Source organism: Methanimicrococcus stummii (assembly GCF_032594435.1).
Taxonomy (GTDB): domain Archaea; phylum Halobacteriota; class Methanosarcinia; order Methanosarcinales; family Methanosarcinaceae; genus Methanimicrococcus; species Methanimicrococcus stummii.
This window is the reverse complement of the sequence record NZ_CP131062.1, coordinates 324,491-346,372: the sequence shown is the minus strand read 5'-3', so window position 1 is coordinate 346,372 and position 21,882 is coordinate 324,491. Positions and strand designations below refer to the sequence as shown.

The following is a 21,882-nucleotide window of genomic DNA, read 5'->3' as shown; positions in this document are numbered from 1 at the left end:
CCCTTAATAAATTTTTCCGAATGCGCCGACCTATTGAAAATATATATTATACGAAAATAAAGTTTATAACATATCCGAGAGTTGTCAATTCCATCTCATACAAAAATAAAAACGGATTTATCTTTTTATTCGAAATATGACACACGGAGAAAACAATGGATATAATACTCGGCATTGCACTGGTATTAGCAGGTTTTTACATGGCCTGGAACATCGGTGCCAATGACCTGGCAAACGCAATGGGAACCTCTGTCGGCTCAAAAGCGCTCACGATTAAACAAGTGATTGTGCTGGCTGCTGTTTTTGAACTTGCCGGCGCGCTTTTATTCGGAGGGAATGTCACCGGAACCATCGCAAAAGGCATCGTTCCGCTTGATAAGATTATAGAAATCAGCCCTCTGATTGTGACGGTCGGCATGCTGGCCGCGATTTTGGCCGCCGCTTTTTGGATTACACTCGCGACATTTTACAACCTGCCGGTTTCAACAACACATTCAATCGTCGGATCCGTCCTCGGTTTCGGCATCATTTGCGTCTTTTACGGCTACATCGCCCTCACCGACATTCATTGGGCAACTTTAATTGAAATCGTTGCCAGCTGGTTCTTATCACCCGCAATCGGCGCGGTATTAGCGTATTTGATCTTTTATATCGTCCGGAAAAAATTCTTAATCAAATCTGAAAATGTTCCGGGCATTGAGAAAAAATTCATTTGGCTTCAAGTCGCAACCGCCTGTTTCATCGCGTTCGCGCACGGATCAAACGACGTTGCTAACGCAATCGGACCGCTTTACGCTGTTTTTGAAATGTACGGCTACCAAGGATTCGGACCGCTGAAATTATCACAAGTTCTTCTTTTGCTCGGCGGAATCGGTATTGTCATCGGTTTGTCCACATGGGGCTACAAAGTGATTGACACGGTCGGAAGCAAAATCACGGAATTGACGCCGACGCGCGGCTTTTCCGCTCAATTCGCAACTGCCGCAGTCGTTTTGGCACACAGTTACATCGGGCTTCCGATTTCAACCACGCACACTTTAGTCGGCGCGGTTATCGGTGTCGGTCTTGCCGGCGGTTTATCGGGCGTGAATTTCAAAGTGATTAAAAACATCGTCAGTTCCTGGTTCATTACGGTTCCGGTTTCCGCGCTGACGTGTATGATTATTTTCTTCCCCCTCGGATGGTATTTCCTTTAACGAAATCCCCGAAAGAAAATAATTAAAATTTTTATAATTTTTTAATTGATTTCGTCTGAAATTACATTTTTGGCATCAGTCATCATCTTTCTTTGACATAGGAGTTATCTGTAAAGGAAATGACAATTTGAATGACAAACGTATAAAAAAAGAGAAGGATATTATAGATGAATGAAAAATTTAATATTATAACATTAAAAAGGTGATGAAATGCCGCACAGATACATGAGATCTATTTTAAACATATTTGTGGACTCCCCGATGGACGGGCTTGAGGACCACTCCAAAAAAGTCATTGAGGCCGTTGACAGGCTTTCCGAAATGCTGGACAATTATTTGGACGGCGACTGCGGCAAAACGGAAGAGCTGTGCAAAACCATCGATGAATTGGAACATGACGCGGACAAAATGAAACAGCAGTTTCAGGTCATTTTGCCCGACTCTGTCGTGATTCAATTGGATACGAATTATTTATTGGACTTTTTAAAATCTCAGGACAGCATTGCAAACACGGCGCAAGATGCGGCGCATTGGATGACGCTTCGCCCGGCAGCGGACATTCCGCAGGAAATCAAAGACGAGCTTCGCGAATTAATGAAAATGTCAATGAAATGTATTCGCAGCTACGAGCAAGTGATGGTCAGCCTTGAAAAAGTCGAAGCGACCTCCTACAGCAAGATCGAAATTCATAAATTGGTGGAGCAAATTCCCGAAATTGAAAGACAAGAATACGAAGTGGATATGTTTGAAATCAAAGTTTTAAAAACCGTTTTCGCGCATGAAAATGAAATCGGCGGCGCAGGTGTTTATCACCTGTCCCGCTTAATTGACAACATCGGCGGCATCGCTGACAACACGGCGCATTCCGTTGACATTATGAGAAAGATTTTGGTCAAAAAAACATAAGTTGAAAACGGAATTAACGTAATAAAAACGGAGCCTGTGAAACCGGCAAAAAATAAAACAAACCCGATCAACCGGCAAAAAATAAAAATAAATCCGGTCAACCGACAAAATAATAAAACATAAAAGTCCGATTTTCGGACTTCTTTTTTTCATTTTTAAAAATTAAGCAGCTGCAAGCAACGGCGTTGCGCCGCCTTTTTGTTTTTTCGGGTTGATCTAATTTTTATCAATGCTGATATAAAGCGCGTGATTCAGCACGAAAAGCATGGACAGGATCAGCGGAATCTGCGAAGAAAACAAGCAGCCGGCTGTCAGGCAAAGAATTGCCAATAAGAACAATGTAAACGCGAAACCGGTTGAGGATGCGAATCTGAGATTCAGTAAGCTTCCGCCCCCGATGACGGATTTTTTCAAATCGGATGACATTTTGACATGATACGCCAATAAAACAATCCCGATTAACGGCGTCAAATAAACAAATACCATTGGCACCGACCCTAAATACCATAAAAGGGCGTACACCAAAATAACATAAAATCCGAGAAAAGCATTGACGGCTTCCAAAACTTTAAATTTGGATATCAAAGTCTCCCGAAAGAGTTTTTTCATTACCATTTCAAATCACATTAGTATAATAATTACAAAATCGCATATGTGCGACACATTACAATGAAAGCAATACAATAATAAATAAAATCACAAAAAATGAAATCATCGAAAATGAAATCATTCAAAGAGTAAGAAATGTAAGATAAAACAACTATAAAAACCATATTCCATATAATGATTAATATAATTGAAATGAAAAATACCAACAGAAAATAGTTTGAGACCAATAATTCAAACATAAACAAAAAAAGCCGGTTTAATAATGACAAAATAACAAAAAAAACCGAGTAATAGAAAAACGAAAAGAATTTTTCGGTAAAATAAAAAAGATGAGAAAAGTAAAAAGAATTAATTTTCGAGAACAATCTCGATATTAATATCTTTAGGTACTTGAATTCTCATTAACTGGCGAAGCGCGCGTTCATCGGCCGCGAGGTCGATGAGTCTTTTGTGGACACGCATTTCCCAGTGGTCCCAGGTTGCAGTGCCGTCACCGCTCGGACTTTTTCTTGTCGGAACGACCAATTTCTTGGTCGGGAGCGGAACAGGTCCTGAAATGCTGACACCGGTTCTTTCGGCGATCGCTTTGACCTGATTGCAGACACTGTCAAGGTCTGTCGGGCTGATTCCCGATAATCTGATTCTTGCTTTTTGCATGGCTTGACTCTCCTAAAAAAAAGGAAATTAGGAAGAAAGATTACTCTTTCTTCTTAACGCTGAGACAAACGCCTGCTGCAATGGTCATACCCATATCACGGACAGCGAATCTGCCGAGCTGCGGGATTTCTTTTGCGGGTTCGATAACCAACGGTTTCATGGGCTTGAAGGTAACGATTGCTGCGTCACCGGCCTTGATGAAAGCGGGGTTTTCTTCACTGGGCTGGCCTGTTTTCGGGTCGAGTTTCTTGTCGATGGACATGAACATACATGCGACCTGAGCTGTGTGGCTGTGGAAAACAGGTGTGTAGCCGACGGTAATTGCGGACGGGTGTTGGAGAACGACAATCTGACCGGTAAATTCGTCAGCAACTGTGGGTGCTTTGTCGCCGGTCGGACCGCAAACGTCTCCTCTTCTCACATCGTTCTTGCCGATACCGCGAACGCTCCAGCCGATGTTGTCACCGGGGACTGCCTGCGGAATTTCTTCGTGGTGCATTTCGATGGACTTAACTTCACCGGTTGCATTGGAGGGCATGAAAGTGACCTGGTCGCCTTTCTTCATGATACCTGTTTCGACACGGCCGACCGGAACAGTACCGATACCGGAGATGGTGTACGCGTCTTCGACAGGGATTCTTAACGGAAGGGATGTGGGCTTCTCGGGTTCTTTCAAGTTGTTGAGTGCTTCAAGAATAGAGGGACCTTTGTACCAGGGTGTGTTTGCACTTGCTGCTGCAATGTTGTCGCCTTCGAATGCGGAGGTCGGGATAAACGGAATCTCGTCCGGTTTGAAGCCGATCATTTTCAAGATCTTGGAAACTTCTTCGATAACTTCTTTGTATCTGTCTTCGCTGTAGTTGACAGCGTCCATCTTGTTAATGGCGACGATTAACTGGTTGATACCGAGTGTCTTGGAAAGGAAGATGTGTTCCTTTGTCTGTGCCATAACACCATCGGGTGCTGCGACGACGAGAACTGCTGCGTCGGCCTGAGATGCGCCGGTAATCATGTTCTTAACGAAGTCTCTGTGACCCGGGCAGTCCACGACTGTGAAGTAGTATTTGTCGGTGTCGAATCTCTTGTGTGCGATGTCGATTGTGATACCTCTCTCTCTTTCTTCTTTGAGGGAGTCCATAACCCATGCGAATGCGAAGGATTCTTTGCCTTTCAATTTTGCTTCTTCTTTGAACTTTTCGATAACGTGGGGCGGAACTGCTCCGGTTTCGAACATTAACCTTCCGACGAAGGTGGACTTACCGTGGTCGATGTGACCGATGACGGCTAAGTTCATGTGGGGTTTCTCTGCTGCCATAATATATTCTCCTTTTAATTTTATTTACATAATAACGTCTGTAAACGTTGATTAATTTTTTAATTTAAAATCATCGTTGATGATCATGAAAATCGGTGCCACCGACAGTGATTTGATAAACGGCTCGTGAAAAACATGAAAGATTTTCCGATTACTGAATAACATTTCAATATTAAACCGTTTCGCCAATCGTCACTTAACGGCGGACATTCTCGAAGTAGTCTCTAATAAACACACTTACATATAAAAAGATATGGTCGCCGACGGAATCGGCAGCCAATCGTTTATATGCAAAACGTTTATTTTTGACATCTTTTTGATTCGATTTTCAATTTTTTTTGTAAATTTTCAAATTTTTCATTTTGTTATAACTTTCGAATTTGAATAAAATTTCGAATTTGTTATGAACATTACATTTCCAAGTAGTCAGCTGCTTTCGGAAGGTCTTTCTTCAAGCCCTTTCTCTCTCTGATCTTGGCAACGATTTCGGGTGCAAGGTTGTTCGGAACGGTTTCAAAGCCGCCGAATTCTGTGCTCCACATTGCGCGGCCTTCTGTTGCCGAGCGGATGTCGCCTGCAAATCCGAAGAGCTCTGAAACAGGAGCGCGGGACTCAATAATGGACAAGTCGCCTTCACTCTGCATGTCAATGATGCTGCCGCGTCTTCCCTGAATTTCTTTTGTTGCGCCGCCCATGTTGTTTTGGGGCACTTGAATGAAGACTTTCTGGTACGGTTCAAGCAATGTGTCTTCGGCCATAAGCATTGCTGCCTGAATGGCTTGACGGGATGCCGGAATAACCTGTGCGGGACCTCTGTGGATTGCGTCTTCGTGAAGCTTTGCGTCACGGAGAGTGATTTTCACGTGAGAAACGGGTTCTCTTGCGAGCGGACCTGCTTTCATGACTTCTTCAAAACCGTCCAAAACCAATTCCATGGTTTCGTTGAGGTACTGAATACCTTTTGTCATGTCAAGATAGATGTTGTTGCCGTAAATTGCGGCAATGCTCTTGGCTTCATCTTTCTCCATGCCTGCTGCAATCAATTTTTCACGTCTTTCGAGCTCTTCCATTCTCATGGAGATTTCGCCTTCACGGATCAAATCAACGATTCTTTCGTCCAGCGGTTCAACATCAATGTAGAAGCGGTTGTGTCTGTTGGGGGATTTACCTTCAACGTTTTCAACTTTCTTTTTGATGGTTTCGCGGTAAACGACAATCGGCGGGTTGGTGATGATTTCAACACCTTTGTCACGCTCGATTCTGTGCGCAATAACTTCCAAGTGAAGCTCACCCATACCGGCCATCAAGTGTTCGCCGGTTTCTTCGTTCAAAGTAATCTGAAGCGTCGGGTCTTCCTTAGCGACCTGTCTGAGAACTTCGACGAGTTTCGGAAGGTCTTTGGTGTGCTTGGCTTCAACGGAAACAGTGATAACCGGTTCACTGACGTGTCTGATGCTTTCAAACGGCGTCATACCTTCAAGCGTTGTGATGGTGGAACCGACGATCGCATCTTTCAAACCTGTAACGGCTGCGATGTTTCCGGCCGGAATGTTTTCGACTTCGAGTCTTTCCGGACCCATGAAAATACTGACCTGCTGGATTCTGCTCTTTTTAGCGGAACCGGAGGTGTAAACTTCCAAACCGCGTGTGAGCGTACCGCTGAAAAGTCTGCCTGTTGCGACTTCACCGGCATGCGGATCCATGGAGATGTCCGTCACCATGAATGCGAGGTCGCCTTTCGGGTCTGCGCTGTTCATGGATTTGCTGATTGCGGAATCTCTCTCACCGTGCCAGATGACCTTAACTCTTTCTTTCTGAGCATCAAGGGGGTTGGGCAAGTGGCCGATAACCATGTCGTTGAGGGCTTCGTGAAGCGGGCATTTCTGCGCGAGTGCCTTCATGTCGCCTGCGGTACAGAAGTCATAAACATCATTGAAAGAGATTTTTGTTTTCTGCATCATCGGAACGCTGATGGCCCAGTTGTAAAGAGCGGAACCGAATGCGACACTGCCGTTTGCAGCGTCGACGCGCCAACCGTCTTTGTATCTCTCGGGGTTCATATTTTTGATGAGCTTGTTCACGTGGTCAATGAGTTTTCCGAGACGGACCTGCATTTCCTGCGGGTCGACCTGAAGTTCATTGATCAAACGGTCGACTTTGTTGATGAACAAAACCGGACGAACGTGTTCTCTGAGCGCTTGTCTGAGAACGGTTTCAGTCTGGGGCATCGTACCTTCAACAGCGTCGACGACGACGACAGCGCCGTCAACGGCACGCATTGCACGTGTCACGTCACCGCCGAAGTCAACGTGACCCGGCGTGTCGATAAGGTTGATGAGGTATTCTTTGCCGTCGTATGTGTGAACCATTGAAACGTTGGACGCATCAATTGTGATACCACGTGCCTGTTCTTCTTCGTCGGAGTCCATGAATAACTGTTTTCCGGCGAGTTCGGATGAAATCATTCCGGCGCCACTGAGTAAGTTGTCGGAAAGCGTTGTTTTACCGTGGTCGATGTGCGCGACAATACCGATGTTGCGAATCATTTCGGGGTTGCCCATGATCGCTGTCACACGCTCAACCATTTGTTTTCTTTTTCCCATAATCCTGACCTTTGTCTTATATTATTGATAGTCGGGTTTTTTCTTTGATTCCTAAAAACCCGGAAAAGGAACGCATTAAGCTTAACGGGCTGCCTTTGCGACACGCTCTTTGGCATCCTTTCTGCTGATAGAGAATGCTTTGGAGTCTGCGTTTGAGGCTGCGATGAGTTCTGTTGCGAGGCAGTCGGCGACAGAGCGCTTGGATTTGAAAGCGGCCTGGTGTGTGCCGATGCAGATGTAGCGAAGTGCCGAGTCAACACGTCTTTGGGGCGCGGTATCGACAGCTTTCGGAACGGAGATGCCGCCGTATTTCAAACGGACGACTTCTTCTCTCGGACCTGCGTTTGCGATGGCGTCGACCAAAACCTGAATCGGGTTCTTGCCGGTTTTCTTGTTGATGACATCAAAAGCTTCGTCAACAGTTCTCATTGCCACCTGCTTCTTGCCGGTGTTTGTTTCGGATCTCATCAAGTTGTTGACGAGACGCTCAACGATTGAGATTTCGGATTTGTTGAACTGCTGTCTGGCGTGCTTGCCGCTGGAGTGGGGCACGGTAACGGCTTTCAAACAAACGTATCTTTTAATTCCGGGATCGGTCACATCGACTTCAGAGAGATCCCATTTACCGAACATTTTTGCATCCATATGTCTCATCTCCTCGGTTTTTCCATTCTTCCGATAACCATTTGCTGGAGCGGAACGTTGTTCACTGCGATCACTTTGAAACGGACGCCGGGAATATCACCCATTGCACCACCCATGCGGCCGCCGATTCTTTCAACCGTCACTTCGTCGTGTTCGTCGATGAAGTTAATGGCGCCGTCTCCGGGGCAGAATGCCGATACTTGTCTTCCGTTCTTGATGAGCTGAATACGAACACATTTACGGATAGCGGAGTTGGGCTGTTTTGCTTCAACGCCGATCTTTTCGAGAACGATGCCGCGTCCCTGGGGTGAACCGCCCAATGGGTCAGCTTTCACGTTCAAACCGAGCATGCGTCTGTTGTATTCGTGGTCTTTCCATCTGGCCTTCAATCTTTGTTTCTTTAAGATTTGGCCTGCATAGTTTCCATTTGTCATAGTTTAGTCTCCGATTAATTAATGAGTGATAAACCTTGATTTATGAGGATTATTATTGTATTATTTCAAAATCACATCGTCAATATTGTGGTGTCTTTCTGCCAGCAATTTGACTTTTGATATATTTTTGCCGTTCTTTCCGATTGCAAGTCCTTTATCTTTTGCGGCGACTTCAACTTCTGCCACTTTCTTGTCATTGATTTCCTTGAAAGTAACGTTCTTGATTGAAATCACGGAGCCGAAAATATTTTTGATAAAGATTGCCGGATCGTCGGAATACTCCACGAGTTCGATGGGCTTATCAATTGCTTTTTTGGCGCGGTTGATGTTTTCGCCGCCCTTTCCGATCGCAAGACCCATTTCGCCTTGCTGAATCACATTGATAATCCGGTCACTTTCCACAATACAATCGAGCACTTTGGCGCTTGTAATGTCTTCAAAGCGTGCGATGTACTGCATTTCTTCAAAAGTGATTTTAATGCCGCTCATGGAAAATCCTCTTAATAATCATAAAATTCAGGCATCGGCCAGTGACAAAATGTCAGATTCGCCGGCATCTAAAATTGCCATTGCGGCGATGATGAAGGGTTTACCGCAGACCGGTCCGAGTTCTCTGCTTGTTCCGTCGTAAACGTAGACGGGAACGTTGGACGATTCAATTTGCTTTTTGGTATCTTCCGGGCAGTTTCTGGCCAAGATGATAATCTTCGCGTCGCCGGAAGCAGAAAGCTCAATCGCTTTTTTGGAGCCGATGACGACTTTACCGGTCTTCACGGCTTTGATCAATGCTTTATCGATATTGATATCCATTTTCTGTACCTCAAATCCTTGAGTGGCTTTACAAAATTGCGAAACAAAACGGCAGCCGAAAGCATATCGCTTACAAAATAACAGACTGCCGTCTTTATAAAAAAGTCACTGACAGGGTCATAGACTTTACAAACCTGATAGGTTTGCCTCTCCCCGATTTTGCCAATCACGCCCGGTGCTTAAATTTTAGAAAAACTTTGCACCGCGCGCTTTCTAAAAACATTTAGAAAACGGCGCAAAACCGGTTCACAATCTATAAAGAATACCGCAAAGATACCGTTTTTGTATATAAAGGTTGTTGAAAAGGAATCCGAGAAGAAATATAAAATTTCGATATACAATCCAACAGAATATAGAATTAAAGAATAGGAAATAAAAGACTGAAAAGGGAATTGAAAAAAGAACAAAATAAAAAACAAAAAGAACTGAAAAATTCAGTTCTTGAGATAATGAAATAATTTAAAAATCAGTTTTTAAATTCTGTGTATCCGCATTTGCCGCATGCGTTTCTGTTCTTGTGTTCGGACAAGAAAACGCCGGGGCCGCATTTCGGACAGAATTTGTTGACGCGGGTAATTGTGTCGCCTTCGACTTTATAATAATCTTTCACTGCCATGTCACTCACTCCGCTGCTTCTTCTGCTGCTTCTTCCGCAGGCTCTTCGGCTGCTGCGCCTTCATCGGCGGCTGTTTCTTCTGCCGGTTCTTCTTCGACGACAGGTTCTTCAGGCATTGTGTTTCTGAGGAGAACGTGTTCGGGTTCAACCTGTTTCATACGGTCGGCGGATTCGTACACTTTTGCGTATCCTTTTGCGAATTGGTGACCGTATTCGGATTCCATTCTCTGAACGAGGACTAAATCAACGTCTTTGTTCAAAAGAGCTGCGAGTTTTTTTCTGACATCTGCGCGTGACGGAGTCGGACCTTCATATTCAACGGTGAAATCCAGTTCCTTCCGGTTTAACAATTTGTTATCTAAGTCGTTAACGATTTTAATTTCCATAATTTGTACCTCCGAATACCGATTCAAAGATCGGGTGTCGGATAAACGGCTCAAAGAGGTTGTCATCGGTTATAACTGTTTGGTTAATTTTTTGAAAAAACCCAAACATCGGTTTCCAGAATATTATCAAACCCGAACTCCCATTTTCTGAAAAAATAAAAAGAAGAGGGAGTTCGTTTTTTCAAAAAATTAAAGAAAAACGATGTTTGATTTTGAAAAATAAAATAAACAAGAATCAACCGCCCCCAATCCGATTTTTGTGAGCGGAGCGAGCAAAAAGAGGATTGGAGATTCGCCCCAAGAAGTCAATGAAAACAAAAAAACTGTTAGATAATATAGATTATTTGTTGTCTGCAGCGTCCAGTGCCAACAGTGCCCAATATCAGCAGTATTTCCACGCCCAACATCTCATTTTTATCACATCCGCTCGCTACGCGAGCGTGGGCACAGATTATCTTACCAGTTCCGTTTCCGCAGCTACCTCACAGTTCCCGTTTGCTGCTGTTACCTGCCATCTGCCGCTGCCGCTCACGCGCGAGCCGCACAAATTTTAAAAAAAGGATGAAAAACCGAATCGCGTTTTTCATAAAATTAAAAAACAGCCGTTAAGAATTCTTTCAGCTCGGATGCCAAAGAATTTTTTAATTCTTTGCAGACGGGATCGTCGGTTTTGATGCTGCGCGTGTTTTTTTCCGTCAAAATGAGTTTAAGCATCTCGCTCATTTCGGATTTTTTCTCATCCGTCACTTCGACGCAAACCAAACCTTCATCGGGCTGACCGTAAAGAACGAGGGAGCCGACATCGCAAAGCGCGATAACCGGAATGGTCGCCAAATCCTCTTCGCCGTCAACGCATATGCAAATGTGTTTTTCGGCGGATGCCAGTATTTTTTTAATCGCGAGAATCATCTCGCTTGAAAGCATACCGGCCGGGTTTTTGACGTAAATATTCACGTAGTCGGTACGAGACGTAACGGCTGAAATCGCTTTCGTGACGGCCGTTCGTTTCGTGTACTGATCGACAAAACAAATGTGCGGCCGAACGCCGGCTTTAAAAAGATTATAAGTTGTCACGTCGCCGACGGCAATCACAAGAGATTCGTCCAGCGAATCCTTGATTTGCTCGACAACGGACGGGCTGTCTCCCGGAAAAAGTTTGCCGTATGGCTTTTTCAGCCGCGGGCGAAGTTCGACCGGAAGGTCAAAAAAAAGTTCCAAATCAGCGCACCTTCAATGCGTATTTGTCCGCCAAGTCAATGTTCATCCGCTTGGCGATTTCGGATTTCATGGGATCAATGACGACCACAAGACCGGTCCACTCATCCGCCAAATCCGAAGATTCGCAGATTTCGCAAGTGTCCGAATTGACGATAAGTCTCATGCATTTTCTGCATACTTTTTCTGCCATAATATTCACCTATTTCCTTTTCGTTTTTAATTTTAATAAATTTGATTGATGAAAATAAAAGATTAAATGATAAAAATTAAAAATGAAGCGAGATAAATTCGCTTAATTAATTTAATTTTCATCTGCGGCGGCTTCTGCTTCAGGAGCCGCGTCTTTCTTCTTGCCGCCTTTTGCGCCACCGGCTTTCTCACGCGCTTCTTCAATCCATTGGATTCTGCCGAGCGCAGCCTGACGCATGGTCATGCCGATCTTGCTTTCGCGCGGGTCGCGTTCGTTAATGCTGACCGCAACGATTCTTGCGCGAACGTGGTCGCCTTCACCGAGCGCTTTCTTGCCGGTTTTGGACACAAGTCTGCCGTTCTTAGAATCGTAAGACATGAACTCGTCCGTAATTTGACTGACGTGCAAAAGACCATCCATCGGACCGATGCCGACGAAAACACCGAAGCTGACCGTTTCTAAAACTTCGCCTTCGATGACTTCCTGATTTTCAGGCATGAACATAATCGCTTTAAAAGTCACATCGTAGTAAACTGCGCCGTCACCGTAAAGAATGTGGCCTTCGCCGATGTTTTCGACATCGCAGACCGCAACCAGACAACCGATTTTTTTGTCAACTTTTCCTTCCAATTTAACTTTTAAGGCTCTTTTGACATTGTCCATGACGTCTTCGCCGAGAAGCGTCGGATCAATGCGGACCGTGTCGACAAGGGTCATTAATTTATACATAAATTTGATTCTCCGAAGGTTTTGACAGTCAGGCTGCCATATATATTCACGTGAATGTATTCAATTTGAATGAATTTGAATTTAATGTGATGTAAATGAGCATTAAATAATGAATTGATATAAAAGCGTTTTTAGATTATCAACATTTAGATTATCAACGCTTGTATAATATTCAAAATTATTGAATTTCAGTTTTAAATTGATATTAATATTCGAATCAATATTCGAACCGAATAATAACCGAATTATTTTTGATTAATAATATCCAGCCGGTGCATTTGTCTCATAGAAACAACCGGAATTCCGCGCTTCATCAATTTTTGACGAAGACCGGCATCGTTTGTCAAAACGCTGACGGGATGCCGAAGCGCGGATTCGATAATAATATCGTCCGCGTACTTTCGAACGCCTTTTTCATGCGGCGTCTCAAGCAATCTGCATTTTTTGGACAGCGCAAGCGCAACGCGCGCCGCGGTTCGATCATTTCCGGAAGCGGTTTTGGAAATTTTTTCAAGTTCGAAAATGACAGCGGGAATTGTCAAAAAATTTGAAAATCCCAAGCGCTGAAGTTCCGAAAAAATATCGATGCCGAACTGAACCGGAATCATAAAACCGTTCGTGTCAATCAGAACGGCAGATTTGGAATCGCAAATGAATTCGGATGAATCTTCGTCATCCGACTCAGTCTTCGATAACACCGACACCGATTAAACGCCACCTGGAATCAATGCGTCTGCTGATGGCGACGTGCGCGCCTGTCTCAACACAAACCGGACGCTTCAGCTTCACTTCCGCCAAATCTTTGCGCGCGCTTGTGACAACGCCGACGGTGGTTGCCGTTCCGATGTTGAGCATCAGCGGCTCGCTTGTTTTGATTTCATTAATTTCAGATTCGTTTGTGACACCGACAACGCGGTCCAACAAATCCAGCTTCATCAAAAAGCCGTCTCTTGTCGGCGGCAAAGTTCCGGGAATGCCGACAACCTGCCCCGTGAGCGAATCGCCTTTCGTGAGCGAGGGATCGAGCTGAGTTCCGAGCGCCAAAAGACCGCCGGGAACGGCTTTTTTCACTTTGGATTTGCCGGCGTGGATTTCCGTGATTTTCGTGAAAACCGATTCCCAACGCGTCACACCGTCAGATGTGATTTTTAAGCCGGGGCGGATTTCAACGTCGTCACCTTCTTTAAATGATCCTTGAGTCAAAGTGCCGCCGATGACGCCGCCTTTGATTTCTTCATAGGTGTAACCGGGATGGTTGATGTCAAAAGATCTGGCAATCAGCATCTGCGCTTCTTTTTCCAATTTGTGTTCCGGAACCGGAATGTAAGTGTCAAGCGCCTGAATCAAAGCGTCGACGTTAACGTTCTGCTGCGCGGAAATCGGAATAATCGGCGCGTTTTCGGCAACGGTGCCTTTAACGAAGTCTTTGATTTCCTGATAACTTTCCAAAACGCGCTCCTTCGGAACAAGATCAATTTTGTTCTGAACAATAACGATGTTCTTGATGCCGATCACGTTGAGCGCCATTAAATGCTCCTTTGTCTGCGGCTGCGGGCAGGTTTCATTCGCCGCAATCACAAGCATCGCGCCGTCCATGATGGCAGCACCGGAAAGCATTGTCGCCATCAAAGTTTCGTGACCGGGTGCATCGACGAAAGAAACGGTTTTGATTTCATCCGTCTTGGCACCGCAGTGCGCGCACTTCTTTTCAACGGTGTAGCATTGGGGTTCGGGGCATTCCGGACATTTTCTGAAAACAGTATCCGCATAGCCGAGGCGGATTGAAATACCTCTTTTAATTTCTTCACTGTGCGTGTCGGTCCAAACGCCCGACAAGGCTCTGACAAGCGTCGTTTTTCCGTGATCGACGTGCCCGACCATACCGATATTTAAACTGGGTTGTGCCATGGTGATTCCTCCGTTATTCGATATTTCCATATTCCTTGAAAGATGAATTTGAATAAATTTGAATATTGAACAAAATTGAATAAAATTTTTGATAATGATTTGATAAAATGGAATAAATTTTTAATTTTTGAATTAAGTACCTCAGAACGAGTTAAGAATAAAAACTGATGCGAAAGACATCAAAGAATAAAATTCCGCGTTCGAACAAAAAATTGATGCTTATCCGCTCTTCCGATTTTGGAATGAAAGAATAAGCGCAATCAGAGTTTTTGGTATATCTGTGCTGTTAAGATATATAATAATTATTAAAGGTTTATGGTAAAAAGAAGAAAAATGAGAGCTGTATAAACAGCTCACAGAAATAGAAATAAAATTAGATTATGTGACGATGTCTTCCAATCTGTCCTTTTCCAACGCCCGTCTCACTTCATAAGCCACTCTTCTTCCAGTGCTCATCGGTTTGCGCCACAAAGTGTTCCCGTATGGGTGTCCGACCGACATATGAACATTGGTGCCGCCGCCGACGCGCGGGGCGACGTCATAAATGTAGAAGTTCAGATCTTTGTCAACACAAGTCTGGAGACAGAACGGACCGATAATTCCGGGATCGTAATGTTTCTTGCTGGCTTCAACGAATTTTTCAGCCATTTCAAAGACGTTTTCAAGCAGCGATTCTCTGAGCGTTGCAGAGTTGTGGCCGCAGACGGTGTATTCGGGGGTCAGCTGCTCGCCTTGAAGGCGCATCTGCTGCGGTGCCGGGAGGCGGGTGTGACCGTCAAGGCTTGTTTCAAAGCGCCAGTCGACGCCAAGGATTTCAAGCGGACACATTTCTTCTTCAATCGGGGAGTAGAACATGTCAAAGTTGAAGACCGGACCGATGACATAGCGCTCGATTCTTGCGCCTTTGAGAGCTTCTTCGGTGATGACACCCTGTTTGAGAAGCGCGTCGGATTTCTCGACGAACTCATCGTAGCTGGCAGCGGTAAAGAAGCCGCGTTCAAGCGTTTTGACGGCGTGGGGGAGTTTGACCATCACAAGCGCGTCGATATCTTCGGGTTTGTCAATTTTTTCAGGGAACGGAAGACCAGCTTTTTCTAAAATCCAGTAGTAGCTCTGGGCTTCCGAGCGTTCCTCGCTTCTGAGCATGTTGCGGCTGCCGATCATCGGGATTTTGAAATTGTCTTCAATGTCATCGATGCTGCAATAAGAAGTCAAAGATCTGTTCGGAACCATCAAAACGCTGTCATCGATTGCTTTCTGTTGGTTTTCCGGTTTTAAAATTTCATCAAACCTGTTGAAAACAACGGCTTCGTCAACGATTCCGCGGAGAAGATTTCCCTGCGCGTCGCGCTGCGCTTTAAAATAAGTCGCGTAAGTTTGTTCTCTGCCTTTTTTACAGTAGGCGACCGTTTTGAAATTTTCCTCAACGGCGCCGTCGCAAACGTCAAGCCCCGAGTGAGACGCGATTGTTCCGATTTTAATCTGATCGGGATTATTGTAATACTGATCAACGGTTTCTTGAATTTGTTTTCTTGAAATCATAATGTCACTTTCCAATTCAAAATGAAATATAAAATTGAGATTTTGTATTTGAAAATAATTGATGATATTTGAGAATAACTGTATCCAATCAGATTATAAAAAGGAATTGTTCCAAAAAAGTTGAAATAAAACCGCAGAGCGTTTTAAAAAACAAAATAAAATAAAAAATGTGCGGCTTGCGCGCGGCAACGCTGCCACACAATCAGAACACGACACCGAGAAGCGGAGCCGTCACATAAACTTCAACGGCGGCCGCGACAAAGAGGAGCGGAACGGCAATCAAAAAGAAAAACCATGTCGCGCCGATAAATGCTTCTTTGAAATTCGAAAAAGAAAAACGGCCCAAAGCCGATTTGGCCGCGTTGATACCGAGGACGAGACCGATGCCCGCGCTCAGCAAAATGGTTGGAATTTCAATGATGCTGTGCGGCAAAAGCCCGATCAGCAGGAACAGAATGCCTTCGTGCTTAATCGTCGATTCGGCGACAAGCCCGATGGTAAAGCCGTTGACAATAATAATTGAAACCGGCAGAATTCCGAAAAGGATTCCCAAAAAGAGCAGCATGAAGATGATTCGAATGTTGTTGAAGAAAATAAAAAGCAGCGTCATAACCGAACCTTCTTCGGGAAGACCGCCGAATTGGAAAAGCGCTTCAAAAATTTCGGGATAGAAATATCCTGCGACATAGCCGACGACGATGAAAACAAAGAAAAGAACCGTGATCCAAAGAACCGGTTTCTTGACGGTTGAAAAGAAAGATACAAAATAATCTTTAGGTGATTTCTTCGAATAATAACAGCTTGCGAAGCTGACGGCGAAATTCAGAAATGCCAAAAAGACGGCAATCGGCAAGTGAAGAAGTATAAACAGTGAAATGAGAAGCTGAACAGCATTCGGAAGAGATGCCAAAAATTGAAGAGTGTTTGAAAAGAACTGCGGACTCAACGGTGCAAACACGGCGTACATAAAATAAACCGCGTAGCAGGCGAAAATAAAAATCATGAAAATGAAAAAAGCCCAAAAGAGCGGGCCGGAAACACGCGATAAAAATTGATACATCGGCGCAACCTTTGGTTTCGCTTTTAAGTGTCTTTTGGAATGCGAAGAGAGAGAAGAATCTGCCGATTCGGATTTTTGATCCGACTGTGTTTGAATTTCGGATTCAAAAGCGTTGTTTTCGGAAATGTTTTCCGGATTCGGATTCGTGCTCATAATTCAGCCTTATAATAATCTTAAATTATTTAAATAAATTAAATCAAACGCCGAAAAACAAGCGGATTGAATTTCGAATGCCGGGCGCAAGTCCGAGGATAATAATCACGAATTTGATTGCGTTTTTGATTTGTCCGATTTGACTTTTTTCTTTATCGGATTCGTCCGCCATCGCCTTTTCAAGTCCGACATCCAGCAGCCAAACGACTAAGAAGAAAATAATCAATTTCAGCGGATACATGACAAGCGCGGTTCCCGTCAGCTCAATTAAGAAAGCCGGAACCACGTGTTTTTCGATGTAGCCGAAAACTTCGATGCCGATAACGGTGGACGTTGCGTCCATCAAATGCGCGGCCAAAATCATCAGATTCATTTTATCGGAAAGGACAGCGTTTCCCGCCCTTTTGGCGGCGGCACCGAAAAGGACCGCAAGACCGATTCCGACAATCGCGACTGCGAACGGAACCCACCAATTCGCGACCGTGCCGACATCAAACAAAATCCAATAAACAATCAAAATGAAAAGACAGCCGAGCGCCGCATACGCCAGATGGAATGTTTTGACGGCTTTGAATTTTTGAAGCAGCAGCGATGCGATTAAACAGGCGGCCGTGACCAAAAAGACAAAGAAATAAATGTTCGGCGTAATCAAAACATAAGAAAACGGCGGCGAAACCGCGCCCGTGTCGGCAACAACGCGCAAAGACGCGCCGGCAATGACAAACGGTAATGTTGCCGCCATTGATTTCGCATCAATTTTAATGTTCATTTTTTGAAGGAAATAAATCAAAAGATAAACGGCGATTCCTAAAATAATCGCCCACGTCAGCGTGTTGAAAATATTGTAGCCCGAATCGTTAATGATGGGGTCAATATAATATTCATGAATGAAAGCAATAACGGAATCAATAAAAGACATAATCGGAAATCTCCGCGCCTGAAAAGACAAACAAGTCAGATTTTAAAATAACGTAATGATTATAGAATAATCGGAGAAGTTCTATAAAAATATTACAAGAGCAAAAATATTACAAGAGCGGCAACCTATAGGTTTTATATTTAAAAGTTCATATTTGATAAAAATTGAAAAAGCTAAATAGATTGAAAAAAAAGGCTGCTATCATGATAATGAAACAAAATGAGGAACAAATAATTGCCGATTGGCGCGAAGATGACGCAGTCGCGATGAAATGGATGGAATTTCCGCGGGAAATTTTAATCGGCAAAAACGTGCTGAATAAAGTTCCGGACGTTTTAAGCAAATTGAAAATCAATCAAAAAGTGCTTTTGGTCACCGGAAAAAACACGGTTGATGTCGCCGGAAAACAAATCCGAGAAATGATTGAGACCGCCGGCGGCGTTTGTGAAATTTGCGTTTGTGAAAAAGCGTCTTATGAAGAAGTCGATAAAATAACGGAGACGGGGAAAGCGTTTGAAGCCGACTGTTTCCTCGGTGTCGGCAGCGGCCGATCTATTGACTTGGCAAAATTATCTTCCAAAAACTGCGACGTTCCTTTTATCAGCATTCCGACAGCGGCATCGCACGACGGCATCGTTTCCGCGCGCGCGTCCATTCATTCGGACGGCAAATCAGAATCCGTCGAAGCGCAGGCGCCGATTGCGGTGATTGCCGACACGGAAATTATATCAAGAGCGCCGTTCAAACTGCTTGCCGCCGGCTGCGGCGATGTTATTTCAAATTATACGTCCGTTTTGGACTGGGAACTCGCGTCCCGCCACCAAAACGAATCGTTCAGCCGCTCGGCAGCGATGATGGCGTACATGAGCGCGGACATGATTTCAAATTCCGCGAATTTGATTCGCCCGGGACTGGAAAGCTCGGCAAGAATCGCCGTCAAAGCGCTGGTGTTAAGCGGCGCTGCGATGAGTGTCGCCGGATCGTCTCGGCCGGCATCCGGCGCGGAACACATGTTCAGCCACGCACTTGACAGACTCGCGAAGAAGCCGGCGCTGCATGGTGAGCAGTGCGCTGTCGGATCGATTATGATGATGTATCTGCACGGCGGCGACTGGCAGAAAATCCGCGACTCGCTTCGCCAAATCGGTGCACCGACAACGGCTGCCGAAATGGGCATTTCAAATGACGAAATCATTGAAGCGTTGCTTCGCGCGCACACGATACGCCCGGAACGCTACACGATTCTCGGCAGCGGCTTGACACCGTCGGCAGCTGAAAAGATGGCGGTTGTAACAGAAGTTATTACAGAATGAGGGCGGCAGCGGAATCTTTTAATTCAAAAAGTTTGCGGCGAACATTCAAATGTAAAGAAATTGATTAGTGAATAAATTCGGATTATACGAAAGGATTGAAATGGTTAAGACAATGGCGACAAAAATTACGGTTATCGGATCCCGTTTGGCAAAACCCGGCGAGACGTTTTTCTTTTTAGGAGAACAGGAAGATTGCAAAAGGTGCAACATTCGCGGCACTTGCCTGAATTTGGATTTGGGAAGAAAATATGAAATTGTCTCCGTTCGAAATGACAATTTACTGAAATGCGCGCTCCATGACGGCGGTGTTTTGGCTGTCTCGGTTCAAAACGCGCCTGTTGAAGCTTACATTGATGCCAAAAAAGCCGTTGCCGGTTCAACTGTGACGTTTACGCCCTCCAAAGTAAAATTAGAAGAAGGACATATTGATAACGGCATTGACGACAGCTTGTTTACGCCGAAAGGTTTAACAAAAGGCGATAAATGTCTTGTCAAAGAAGTGTTTGAAGGCATCGAAGTTGAGGAAAAAACATATAAGCGCGTCAATTTAATTTTAGAATAATTAATTTTAAAAATTGTTTAAAAAGGTGAAGAAAATGGCTGAAAAAAATATGCCTTACTATGAATTTTATTCAAAAGCCAGATGGGACAACTGGATTTCCCAAATTAAAGACGCTGGTTTTTCTTTGGAAGACGAAGAAAAAGCCGAGAAGAACGCGATGATTTTCGTCAACATGGCAGACGATGTGATTTTATCTTGTTTAAAAATCGCCGCCCGTTATGACAAAGGCGTCACCGATGCCGACGGCGCTCTTGAAATTCTCGGATCAATTCAGGACATCGTTTTGGAAGAAGTTCCGCCGATTTCAGAAGACGCCGACATTATGATTATGTCCGTTCAGGACTCTCTGAACTGCTCAATGGCCGCTTTTGAAGCGTATTTCCTTGAAGATTACGACAAGAAAGCCGACATTAAAAAATTAATTAAAGAAGCCGGCGCGGCCGAAGAAAAAGAAGACATGGACACCGCTTTCATAACGGTTGCCAACATCGGCGCACTGGTCATCGGCGGCGCACCGTTTGATGAAGAATTTTTAACCATTCTTCCCGAAGAAAGCATTGTCGCCGAATGGTTAGACGGCATTGATTCAATCGCTGCCGCCATGGTCGGAACCGACAGCTACAAAAACTTCGACGAAGTCGATGATGAAGATTAAGGCATCAGCCTTTCTTCCTTTTTTCATCATTTTTAAAAATTAAAAACGGCACCTTTCTTTTTATTTTGAGTCATTTTTTGCAAAACGAGGATTGGAAACAATGGAAACCCGATTATTCAAAAACGGAAAACAGATTTCTCTCCTCGGATTCGGAACGATGCGGCTTCCGAGAATTTCAGAAGACACGCAGGAAATTGATTACAAAGCCGGACAGGAAATGGTTGATTTCGCAATCTCTCGCGGCGTGAATTATTTTGACACCGCTTACATGTACCACGAAGGCGGCGCCGAAACTTTTATCGGCGAAGCACTTTCGAAGTATCCGCGCGACAGCTTTTTTTTGGCAACCAAAATGCCGCCTTGGAAAATTAATCGGGAAGAAGATTTGGAGCAGATTTTCAGCGACCAGCTGAAAAAATGCAAAGTTGATTTTTTTGATTTTTATTTGATTCATAATGTCAACCGCGAGCATTTAAAAGATGCCGAGAAATTCAAGGTTTATGATTTTTTGAAGAAAAAGCAATCGGAAGGAAAAATCAAATACATCGGATTTTCATTTCACGACGAGCCTGAACTTTTGGAAAAAGTCGTTGACGAATACGACTGGGATTTTGTTCAAATTCAGCTGAATTATTTGGATTGGACGATTCAAAAAGCGAACCGTCAATATGAAATTTTGACAAAAAGAAATATTCCGATAATTGTGATGGAACCCGTCCGCGGCGGAACACTCGCGACGCTTTCGGAAAAAGCGGTTGACATCCTTAAAGAAGCCGAGCCGGGCGCAAGCACGGCGTCGTGGGCGATTCGGTTCGCCGCAAGTCTTCCGAATGTTTTGACCGTTCTGAGCGGTATGTCTGATATGGAACAAATTAAAGACAACATTCAAACGCTCGAAAATTTCAAACCGCTTGATGAAAGCGAATATCAAATGATTGAAAAAGCCGTTGCCGTTTACCGCTCGTCCTTTAAAATTCCGTGCACTTACTGCCGTTACTGCATGGAATGCCCGTCGGGCGTCCACATTCCAAAAGTTTTTGACAAATATAATCAATATTTCGCGCGCGGCGATTTCGATAAAGCGCGCTTTTTAGCGGAATACAAACAAATCGGCGAGGAGCGGCAGGCGTATAACTGCACGCAATGCGGCGTTTGTCTTTCGAAATGTCCGCAGGGGATTAATATTCCCGAGAAGATGAAAGAAATCGCGGCGTTTGCGTCTGAAAAATAAATCTTTTAAATTACGCCGCTCGTTTTTAAATTTTAATTTTGAAGTTTTTAGTTTCTTAAAACTTTTTAATTTCTTTAAACTTTTTAGTTTTTATTCCAGATTTTAGCTTCCGTTCAAATCTTATTTTGGTTATTCCCGTCAAGGGTTTTTGAAACAAACCTTATATAGAAGCATTCATCTATTCTTTTATTCTTAAAATAATAATGTATAAAACCTTTTGAAAAA

General features: G+C 44.2%; 24 protein-coding genes and 1 pseudogene. 7 read left to right on the top strand and 18 right to left on the bottom strand.

Translation table 11 applies throughout. The features are described from left to right. Window positions 1-155: 155 nt before the first annotated feature. Entirely contained in the window at window positions 156-1,196 is a 1,041-nt protein-coding gene (locus MmiEs2_RS01665) for an inorganic phosphate transporter (protein ID WP_316559701.1), read from the top strand. A gap of 210 nt (window positions 1,197-1,406) precedes the next feature. Further along, the gene (locus MmiEs2_RS01660) at window positions 1,407-2,102 is read left to right on the top strand and encodes a TIGR00153 family protein (RefSeq protein WP_316559700.1); all 696 of its coding nucleotides are present in this window, start codon (window positions 1,407-1,409) and stop codon (window positions 2,100-2,102) included. Between the two features lie 216 nt (window positions 2,103-2,318). Here the strand turns inward: MmiEs2_RS01660 and MmiEs2_RS01655 are convergent, their stop codons facing one another. From MmiEs2_RS01655 to MmiEs2_RS01610, 10 genes and pseudogenes are all read right to left on the bottom strand, one after another. Next, window positions 2,319-2,588 (bottom strand): hypothetical protein, encoded by a 270-nt coding sequence (locus MmiEs2_RS01655; protein WP_316559699.1) that lies wholly within the window; start codon window positions 2,586-2,588, stop codon window positions 2,319-2,321. Window positions 2,589-3,059: 471 nt separating this feature from the next. Continuing rightward, a complete protein-coding gene (gene rpsJ / locus MmiEs2_RS01650) occupies window positions 3,060-3,368 on the bottom strand; it encodes a 30S ribosomal protein S10 (protein ID WP_133516761.1) in 309 nt (102 codons plus the stop codon). A 40-nt stretch (window positions 3,369-3,408) separates the two neighbouring features. Continuing rightward, a complete protein-coding gene (tuf, locus tag MmiEs2_RS01645; protein ID WP_316559698.1) occupies window positions 3,409-4,683 on the bottom strand; it encodes a translation elongation factor EF-1 subunit alpha in 1,275 nt (424 codons plus the stop codon). A gap of 410 nt (window positions 4,684-5,093) precedes the next feature. Further along, entirely contained in the window at window positions 5,094-7,286 is a 2,193-nt protein-coding gene (locus MmiEs2_RS01640; protein ID WP_316559697.1) for an elongation factor EF-2, read from the bottom strand. Between the two features lie 81 nt (window positions 7,287-7,367). Further along, window positions 7,368-7,931 carry a 30S ribosomal protein S7 gene (locus MmiEs2_RS01635; protein WP_316559696.1) on the bottom strand — a complete coding sequence of 188 codons (564 nt, stop codon included), beginning with the start codon at window positions 7,929-7,931 and terminating at the stop codon, window positions 7,368-7,370. Window positions 7,932-7,936: 5 nt separating this feature from the next. Further along, window positions 7,937-8,365, bottom strand: a complete 429-nt coding sequence (locus MmiEs2_RS01630) for a 30S ribosomal protein S12 (protein ID WP_133516765.1) — start codon at window positions 8,363-8,365, stop codon at window positions 7,937-7,939. 60 nt (window positions 8,366-8,425) lie between these two features. After that, complete coding sequence (locus MmiEs2_RS01625) at window positions 8,426-8,854, bottom strand: NusA-like transcription termination signal-binding factor (RefSeq protein WP_316559695.1); 429 nt, start codon at window positions 8,852-8,854, stop codon at window positions 8,426-8,428. 27 nt (window positions 8,855-8,881) lie between these two features. After that, complete coding sequence (locus MmiEs2_RS01620) at window positions 8,882-9,175, bottom strand: 50S ribosomal protein L30e (RefSeq protein WP_316559694.1); 294 nt, start codon at window positions 9,173-9,175, stop codon at window positions 8,882-8,884. 466 nt (window positions 9,176-9,641) lie between these two features. Beyond that, window positions 9,642-9,791 carry a 30S ribosomal protein S27ae gene (locus MmiEs2_RS01615; protein ID WP_316559693.1) on the bottom strand — a complete coding sequence of 50 codons (150 nt, stop codon included), beginning with the start codon at window positions 9,789-9,791 and terminating at the stop codon, window positions 9,642-9,644. An 86-nt stretch (window positions 9,792-9,877) separates the two neighbouring features. Beyond that, window positions 9,878-10,177 (bottom strand): annotated as a pseudogene (locus MmiEs2_RS01610) (30S ribosomal protein S24e); the annotation flags it as partial. Window positions 10,178-10,485: 308 nt separating this feature from the next. Between MmiEs2_RS01610 and MmiEs2_RS01605 the strand changes: the two are divergent. Further along, window positions 10,486-10,731 carry a hypothetical protein gene (locus MmiEs2_RS01605; protein WP_316559692.1) on the top strand — a complete coding sequence of 82 codons (246 nt, stop codon included), beginning with the start codon at window positions 10,486-10,488 and terminating at the stop codon, window positions 10,729-10,731. 37 nt (window positions 10,732-10,768) lie between these two features. Here the strand turns inward: MmiEs2_RS01605 and MmiEs2_RS01600 are convergent, their stop codons facing one another. The 8 genes from MmiEs2_RS01600 to MmiEs2_RS01565 form a co-directional block, all read right to left on the bottom strand. Next, the gene (locus MmiEs2_RS01600; protein ID WP_316559691.1) at window positions 10,769-11,395 is read right to left on the bottom strand and encodes a GTP-dependent dephospho-CoA kinase family protein; all 627 of its coding nucleotides are present in this window, start codon (window positions 11,393-11,395) and stop codon (window positions 10,769-10,771) included. 1 nt (window position 11,396) lies between these two features. Continuing rightward, window positions 11,397-11,585: a transcription elongation factor subunit Spt4 gene (gene spt4, locus MmiEs2_RS01595; protein ID WP_316559690.1), complete on the bottom strand. Its 189-nt coding sequence runs from the start codon at window positions 11,583-11,585 to the stop codon at window positions 11,397-11,399. A gap of 111 nt (window positions 11,586-11,696) precedes the next feature. Further along, entirely contained in the window at window positions 11,697-12,314 is a 618-nt protein-coding gene (locus MmiEs2_RS01590) for a DNA-directed RNA polymerase (protein ID WP_316559689.1), read from the bottom strand. Between the two features lie 245 nt (window positions 12,315-12,559). Then, complete coding sequence (locus MmiEs2_RS01585) at window positions 12,560-13,012, bottom strand: type II toxin-antitoxin system VapC family toxin (RefSeq protein WP_316559688.1); 453 nt, start codon at window positions 13,010-13,012, stop codon at window positions 12,560-12,562. Further along, window positions 12,996-14,222, bottom strand: a complete 1,227-nt coding sequence (locus MmiEs2_RS01580; RefSeq protein ID WP_316559687.1) for a translation initiation factor IF-2 subunit gamma — start codon at window positions 14,220-14,222, stop codon at window positions 12,996-12,998. Before MmiEs2_RS01580 ends, MmiEs2_RS01585 begins: the two co-directional genes overlap by 17 nt. A 378-nt stretch (window positions 14,223-14,600) precedes the next feature. Further along, window positions 14,601-15,764, bottom strand: coding sequence for a formate--phosphoribosylaminoimidazolecarboxamide ligase family protein (locus MmiEs2_RS01575; RefSeq protein ID WP_316559686.1), 1,164 nt, complete (start codon window positions 15,762-15,764; stop codon window positions 14,601-14,603). Between the two features lie 202 nt (window positions 15,765-15,966). Next, window positions 15,967-16,977, bottom strand: coding sequence for a stage II sporulation protein M (locus MmiEs2_RS01570; protein ID WP_316559685.1), 1,011 nt, complete (start codon window positions 16,975-16,977; stop codon window positions 15,967-15,969). A 43-nt stretch (window positions 16,978-17,020) separates the two neighbouring features. Next, window positions 17,021-17,896 carry a DUF63 family protein gene (locus tag MmiEs2_RS01565; RefSeq protein WP_316559684.1) on the bottom strand — a complete coding sequence of 292 codons (876 nt, stop codon included), beginning with the start codon at window positions 17,894-17,896 and terminating at the stop codon, window positions 17,021-17,023. 266 nt (window positions 17,897-18,162) lie between these two features. Between MmiEs2_RS01565 and MmiEs2_RS01560 the strand changes: the two genes are divergently transcribed. The 4 genes from MmiEs2_RS01560 to MmiEs2_RS01545 all read left to right on the top strand — a co-directional run bounded on the left by MmiEs2_RS01560 (window position 18,163) and on the right by MmiEs2_RS01545 (window position 21,657). Next, a complete protein-coding gene (locus MmiEs2_RS01560; RefSeq protein WP_316560218.1) occupies window positions 18,163-19,209 on the top strand; it encodes an NAD(P)-dependent glycerol-1-phosphate dehydrogenase in 1,047 nt (348 codons plus the stop codon). 100 nt (window positions 19,210-19,309) lie between these two features. Next, window positions 19,310-19,771, top strand: a complete 462-nt coding sequence (locus MmiEs2_RS01555) for a UPF0179 family protein (RefSeq protein ID WP_316559683.1) — start codon at window positions 19,310-19,312, stop codon at window positions 19,769-19,771. Between the two features lie 34 nt (window positions 19,772-19,805). Then, the gene (locus MmiEs2_RS01550; protein WP_316559682.1) at window positions 19,806-20,426 is read left to right on the top strand and encodes a DUF2150 family protein; all 621 of its coding nucleotides are present in this window, start codon (window positions 19,806-19,808) and stop codon (window positions 20,424-20,426) included. A gap of 100 nt (window positions 20,427-20,526) precedes the next feature. Beyond that, window positions 20,527-21,657, top strand: a complete 1,131-nt coding sequence (locus tag MmiEs2_RS01545) for an aldo/keto reductase (RefSeq protein WP_316559681.1) — start codon at window positions 20,527-20,529, stop codon at window positions 21,655-21,657. Window positions 21,658-21,882: the final 225 nt, after the last annotated feature.

Excerpts from the sequence above, each read along its gene's own strand:
- MmiEs2_RS01665 (WP_316559701.1), top strand. The coding sequence starts at position 156 with ATGGATATAATACTCGGCATTGCACTGGTATTAGCAGGTTTTTACATG.
- MmiEs2_RS01660 (WP_316559700.1), top strand. The coding sequence starts at position 1,407 with ATGCCGCACAGATACATGAGATCTATTTTAAACATATTTGTGGACTCC.
- MmiEs2_RS01655 (WP_316559699.1), bottom strand. The coding sequence starts at position 2,588 with ATGGTATTTGTTTATTTGACGCCGTTAATCGGGATTGTTTTATTGGCG.
- rpsJ (WP_133516761.1), bottom strand. The coding sequence starts at position 3,368 with ATGCAAAAAGCAAGAATCAGATTATCGGGAATCAGCCCGACAGACCTT.
- tuf (WP_316559698.1), bottom strand. The coding sequence starts at position 4,683 with ATGGCAGCAGAGAAACCCCACATGAACTTAGCCGTCATCGGTCACATC.
- MmiEs2_RS01640 (WP_316559697.1), bottom strand. The coding sequence starts at position 7,286 with ATGGGAAAAAGAAAACAAATGGTTGAGCGTGTGACAGCGATCATGGGC.
- MmiEs2_RS01635 (WP_316559696.1), bottom strand. The coding sequence starts at position 7,931 with ATGGATGCAAAAATGTTCGGTAAATGGGATCTCTCTGAAGTCGATGTG.
- MmiEs2_RS01630 (WP_133516765.1), bottom strand. The coding sequence starts at position 8,365 with ATGACAAATGGAAACTATGCAGGCCAAATCTTAAAGAAACAAAGATTG.
- MmiEs2_RS01625 (WP_316559695.1), bottom strand. The coding sequence starts at position 8,854 with ATGAGCGGCATTAAAATCACTTTTGAAGAAATGCAGTACATCGCACGC.
- MmiEs2_RS01620 (WP_316559694.1), bottom strand. The coding sequence starts at position 9,175 with ATGGATATCAATATCGATAAAGCATTGATCAAAGCCGTGAAGACCGGT.
- MmiEs2_RS01615 (WP_316559693.1), bottom strand. The coding sequence starts at position 9,791 with ATGGCAGTGAAAGATTATTATAAAGTCGAAGGCGACACAATTACCCGC.
- MmiEs2_RS01605 (WP_316559692.1), top strand. The coding sequence starts at position 10,486 with ATGAAAACAAAAAAACTGTTAGATAATATAGATTATTTGTTGTCTGCA.
- spt4 (WP_316559690.1), bottom strand. The coding sequence starts at position 11,585 with ATGGCAGAAAAAGTATGCAGAAAATGCATGAGACTTATCGTCAATTCG.
- MmiEs2_RS01590 (WP_316559689.1), bottom strand. The coding sequence starts at position 12,314 with ATGTATAAATTAATGACCCTTGTCGACACGGTCCGCATTGATCCGACG.
- MmiEs2_RS01580 (WP_316559687.1), bottom strand. The coding sequence starts at position 14,222 with ATGGCACAACCCAGTTTAAATATCGGTATGGTCGGGCACGTCGATCAC.
- MmiEs2_RS01575 (WP_316559686.1), bottom strand. The coding sequence starts at position 15,764 with ATGATTTCAAGAAAACAAATTCAAGAAACCGTTGATCAGTATTACAAT.
- MmiEs2_RS01570 (WP_316559685.1), bottom strand. The coding sequence starts at position 16,977 with ATGAGCACGAATCCGAATCCGGAAAACATTTCCGAAAACAACGCTTTT.
- MmiEs2_RS01565 (WP_316559684.1), bottom strand. The coding sequence starts at position 17,896 with ATGTCTTTTATTGATTCCGTTATTGCTTTCATTCATGAATATTATATT.
- MmiEs2_RS01560 (WP_316560218.1), top strand. The coding sequence starts at position 18,163 with ATGAAATGGATGGAATTTCCGCGGGAAATTTTAATCGGCAAAAACGTG.
- MmiEs2_RS01555 (WP_316559683.1), top strand. The coding sequence starts at position 19,310 with ATGGTTAAGACAATGGCGACAAAAATTACGGTTATCGGATCCCGTTTG.
- MmiEs2_RS01550 (WP_316559682.1), top strand. The coding sequence starts at position 19,806 with ATGGCTGAAAAAAATATGCCTTACTATGAATTTTATTCAAAAGCCAGA.
- MmiEs2_RS01545 (WP_316559681.1), top strand. The coding sequence starts at position 20,527 with ATGGAAACCCGATTATTCAAAAACGGAAAACAGATTTCTCTCCTCGGA.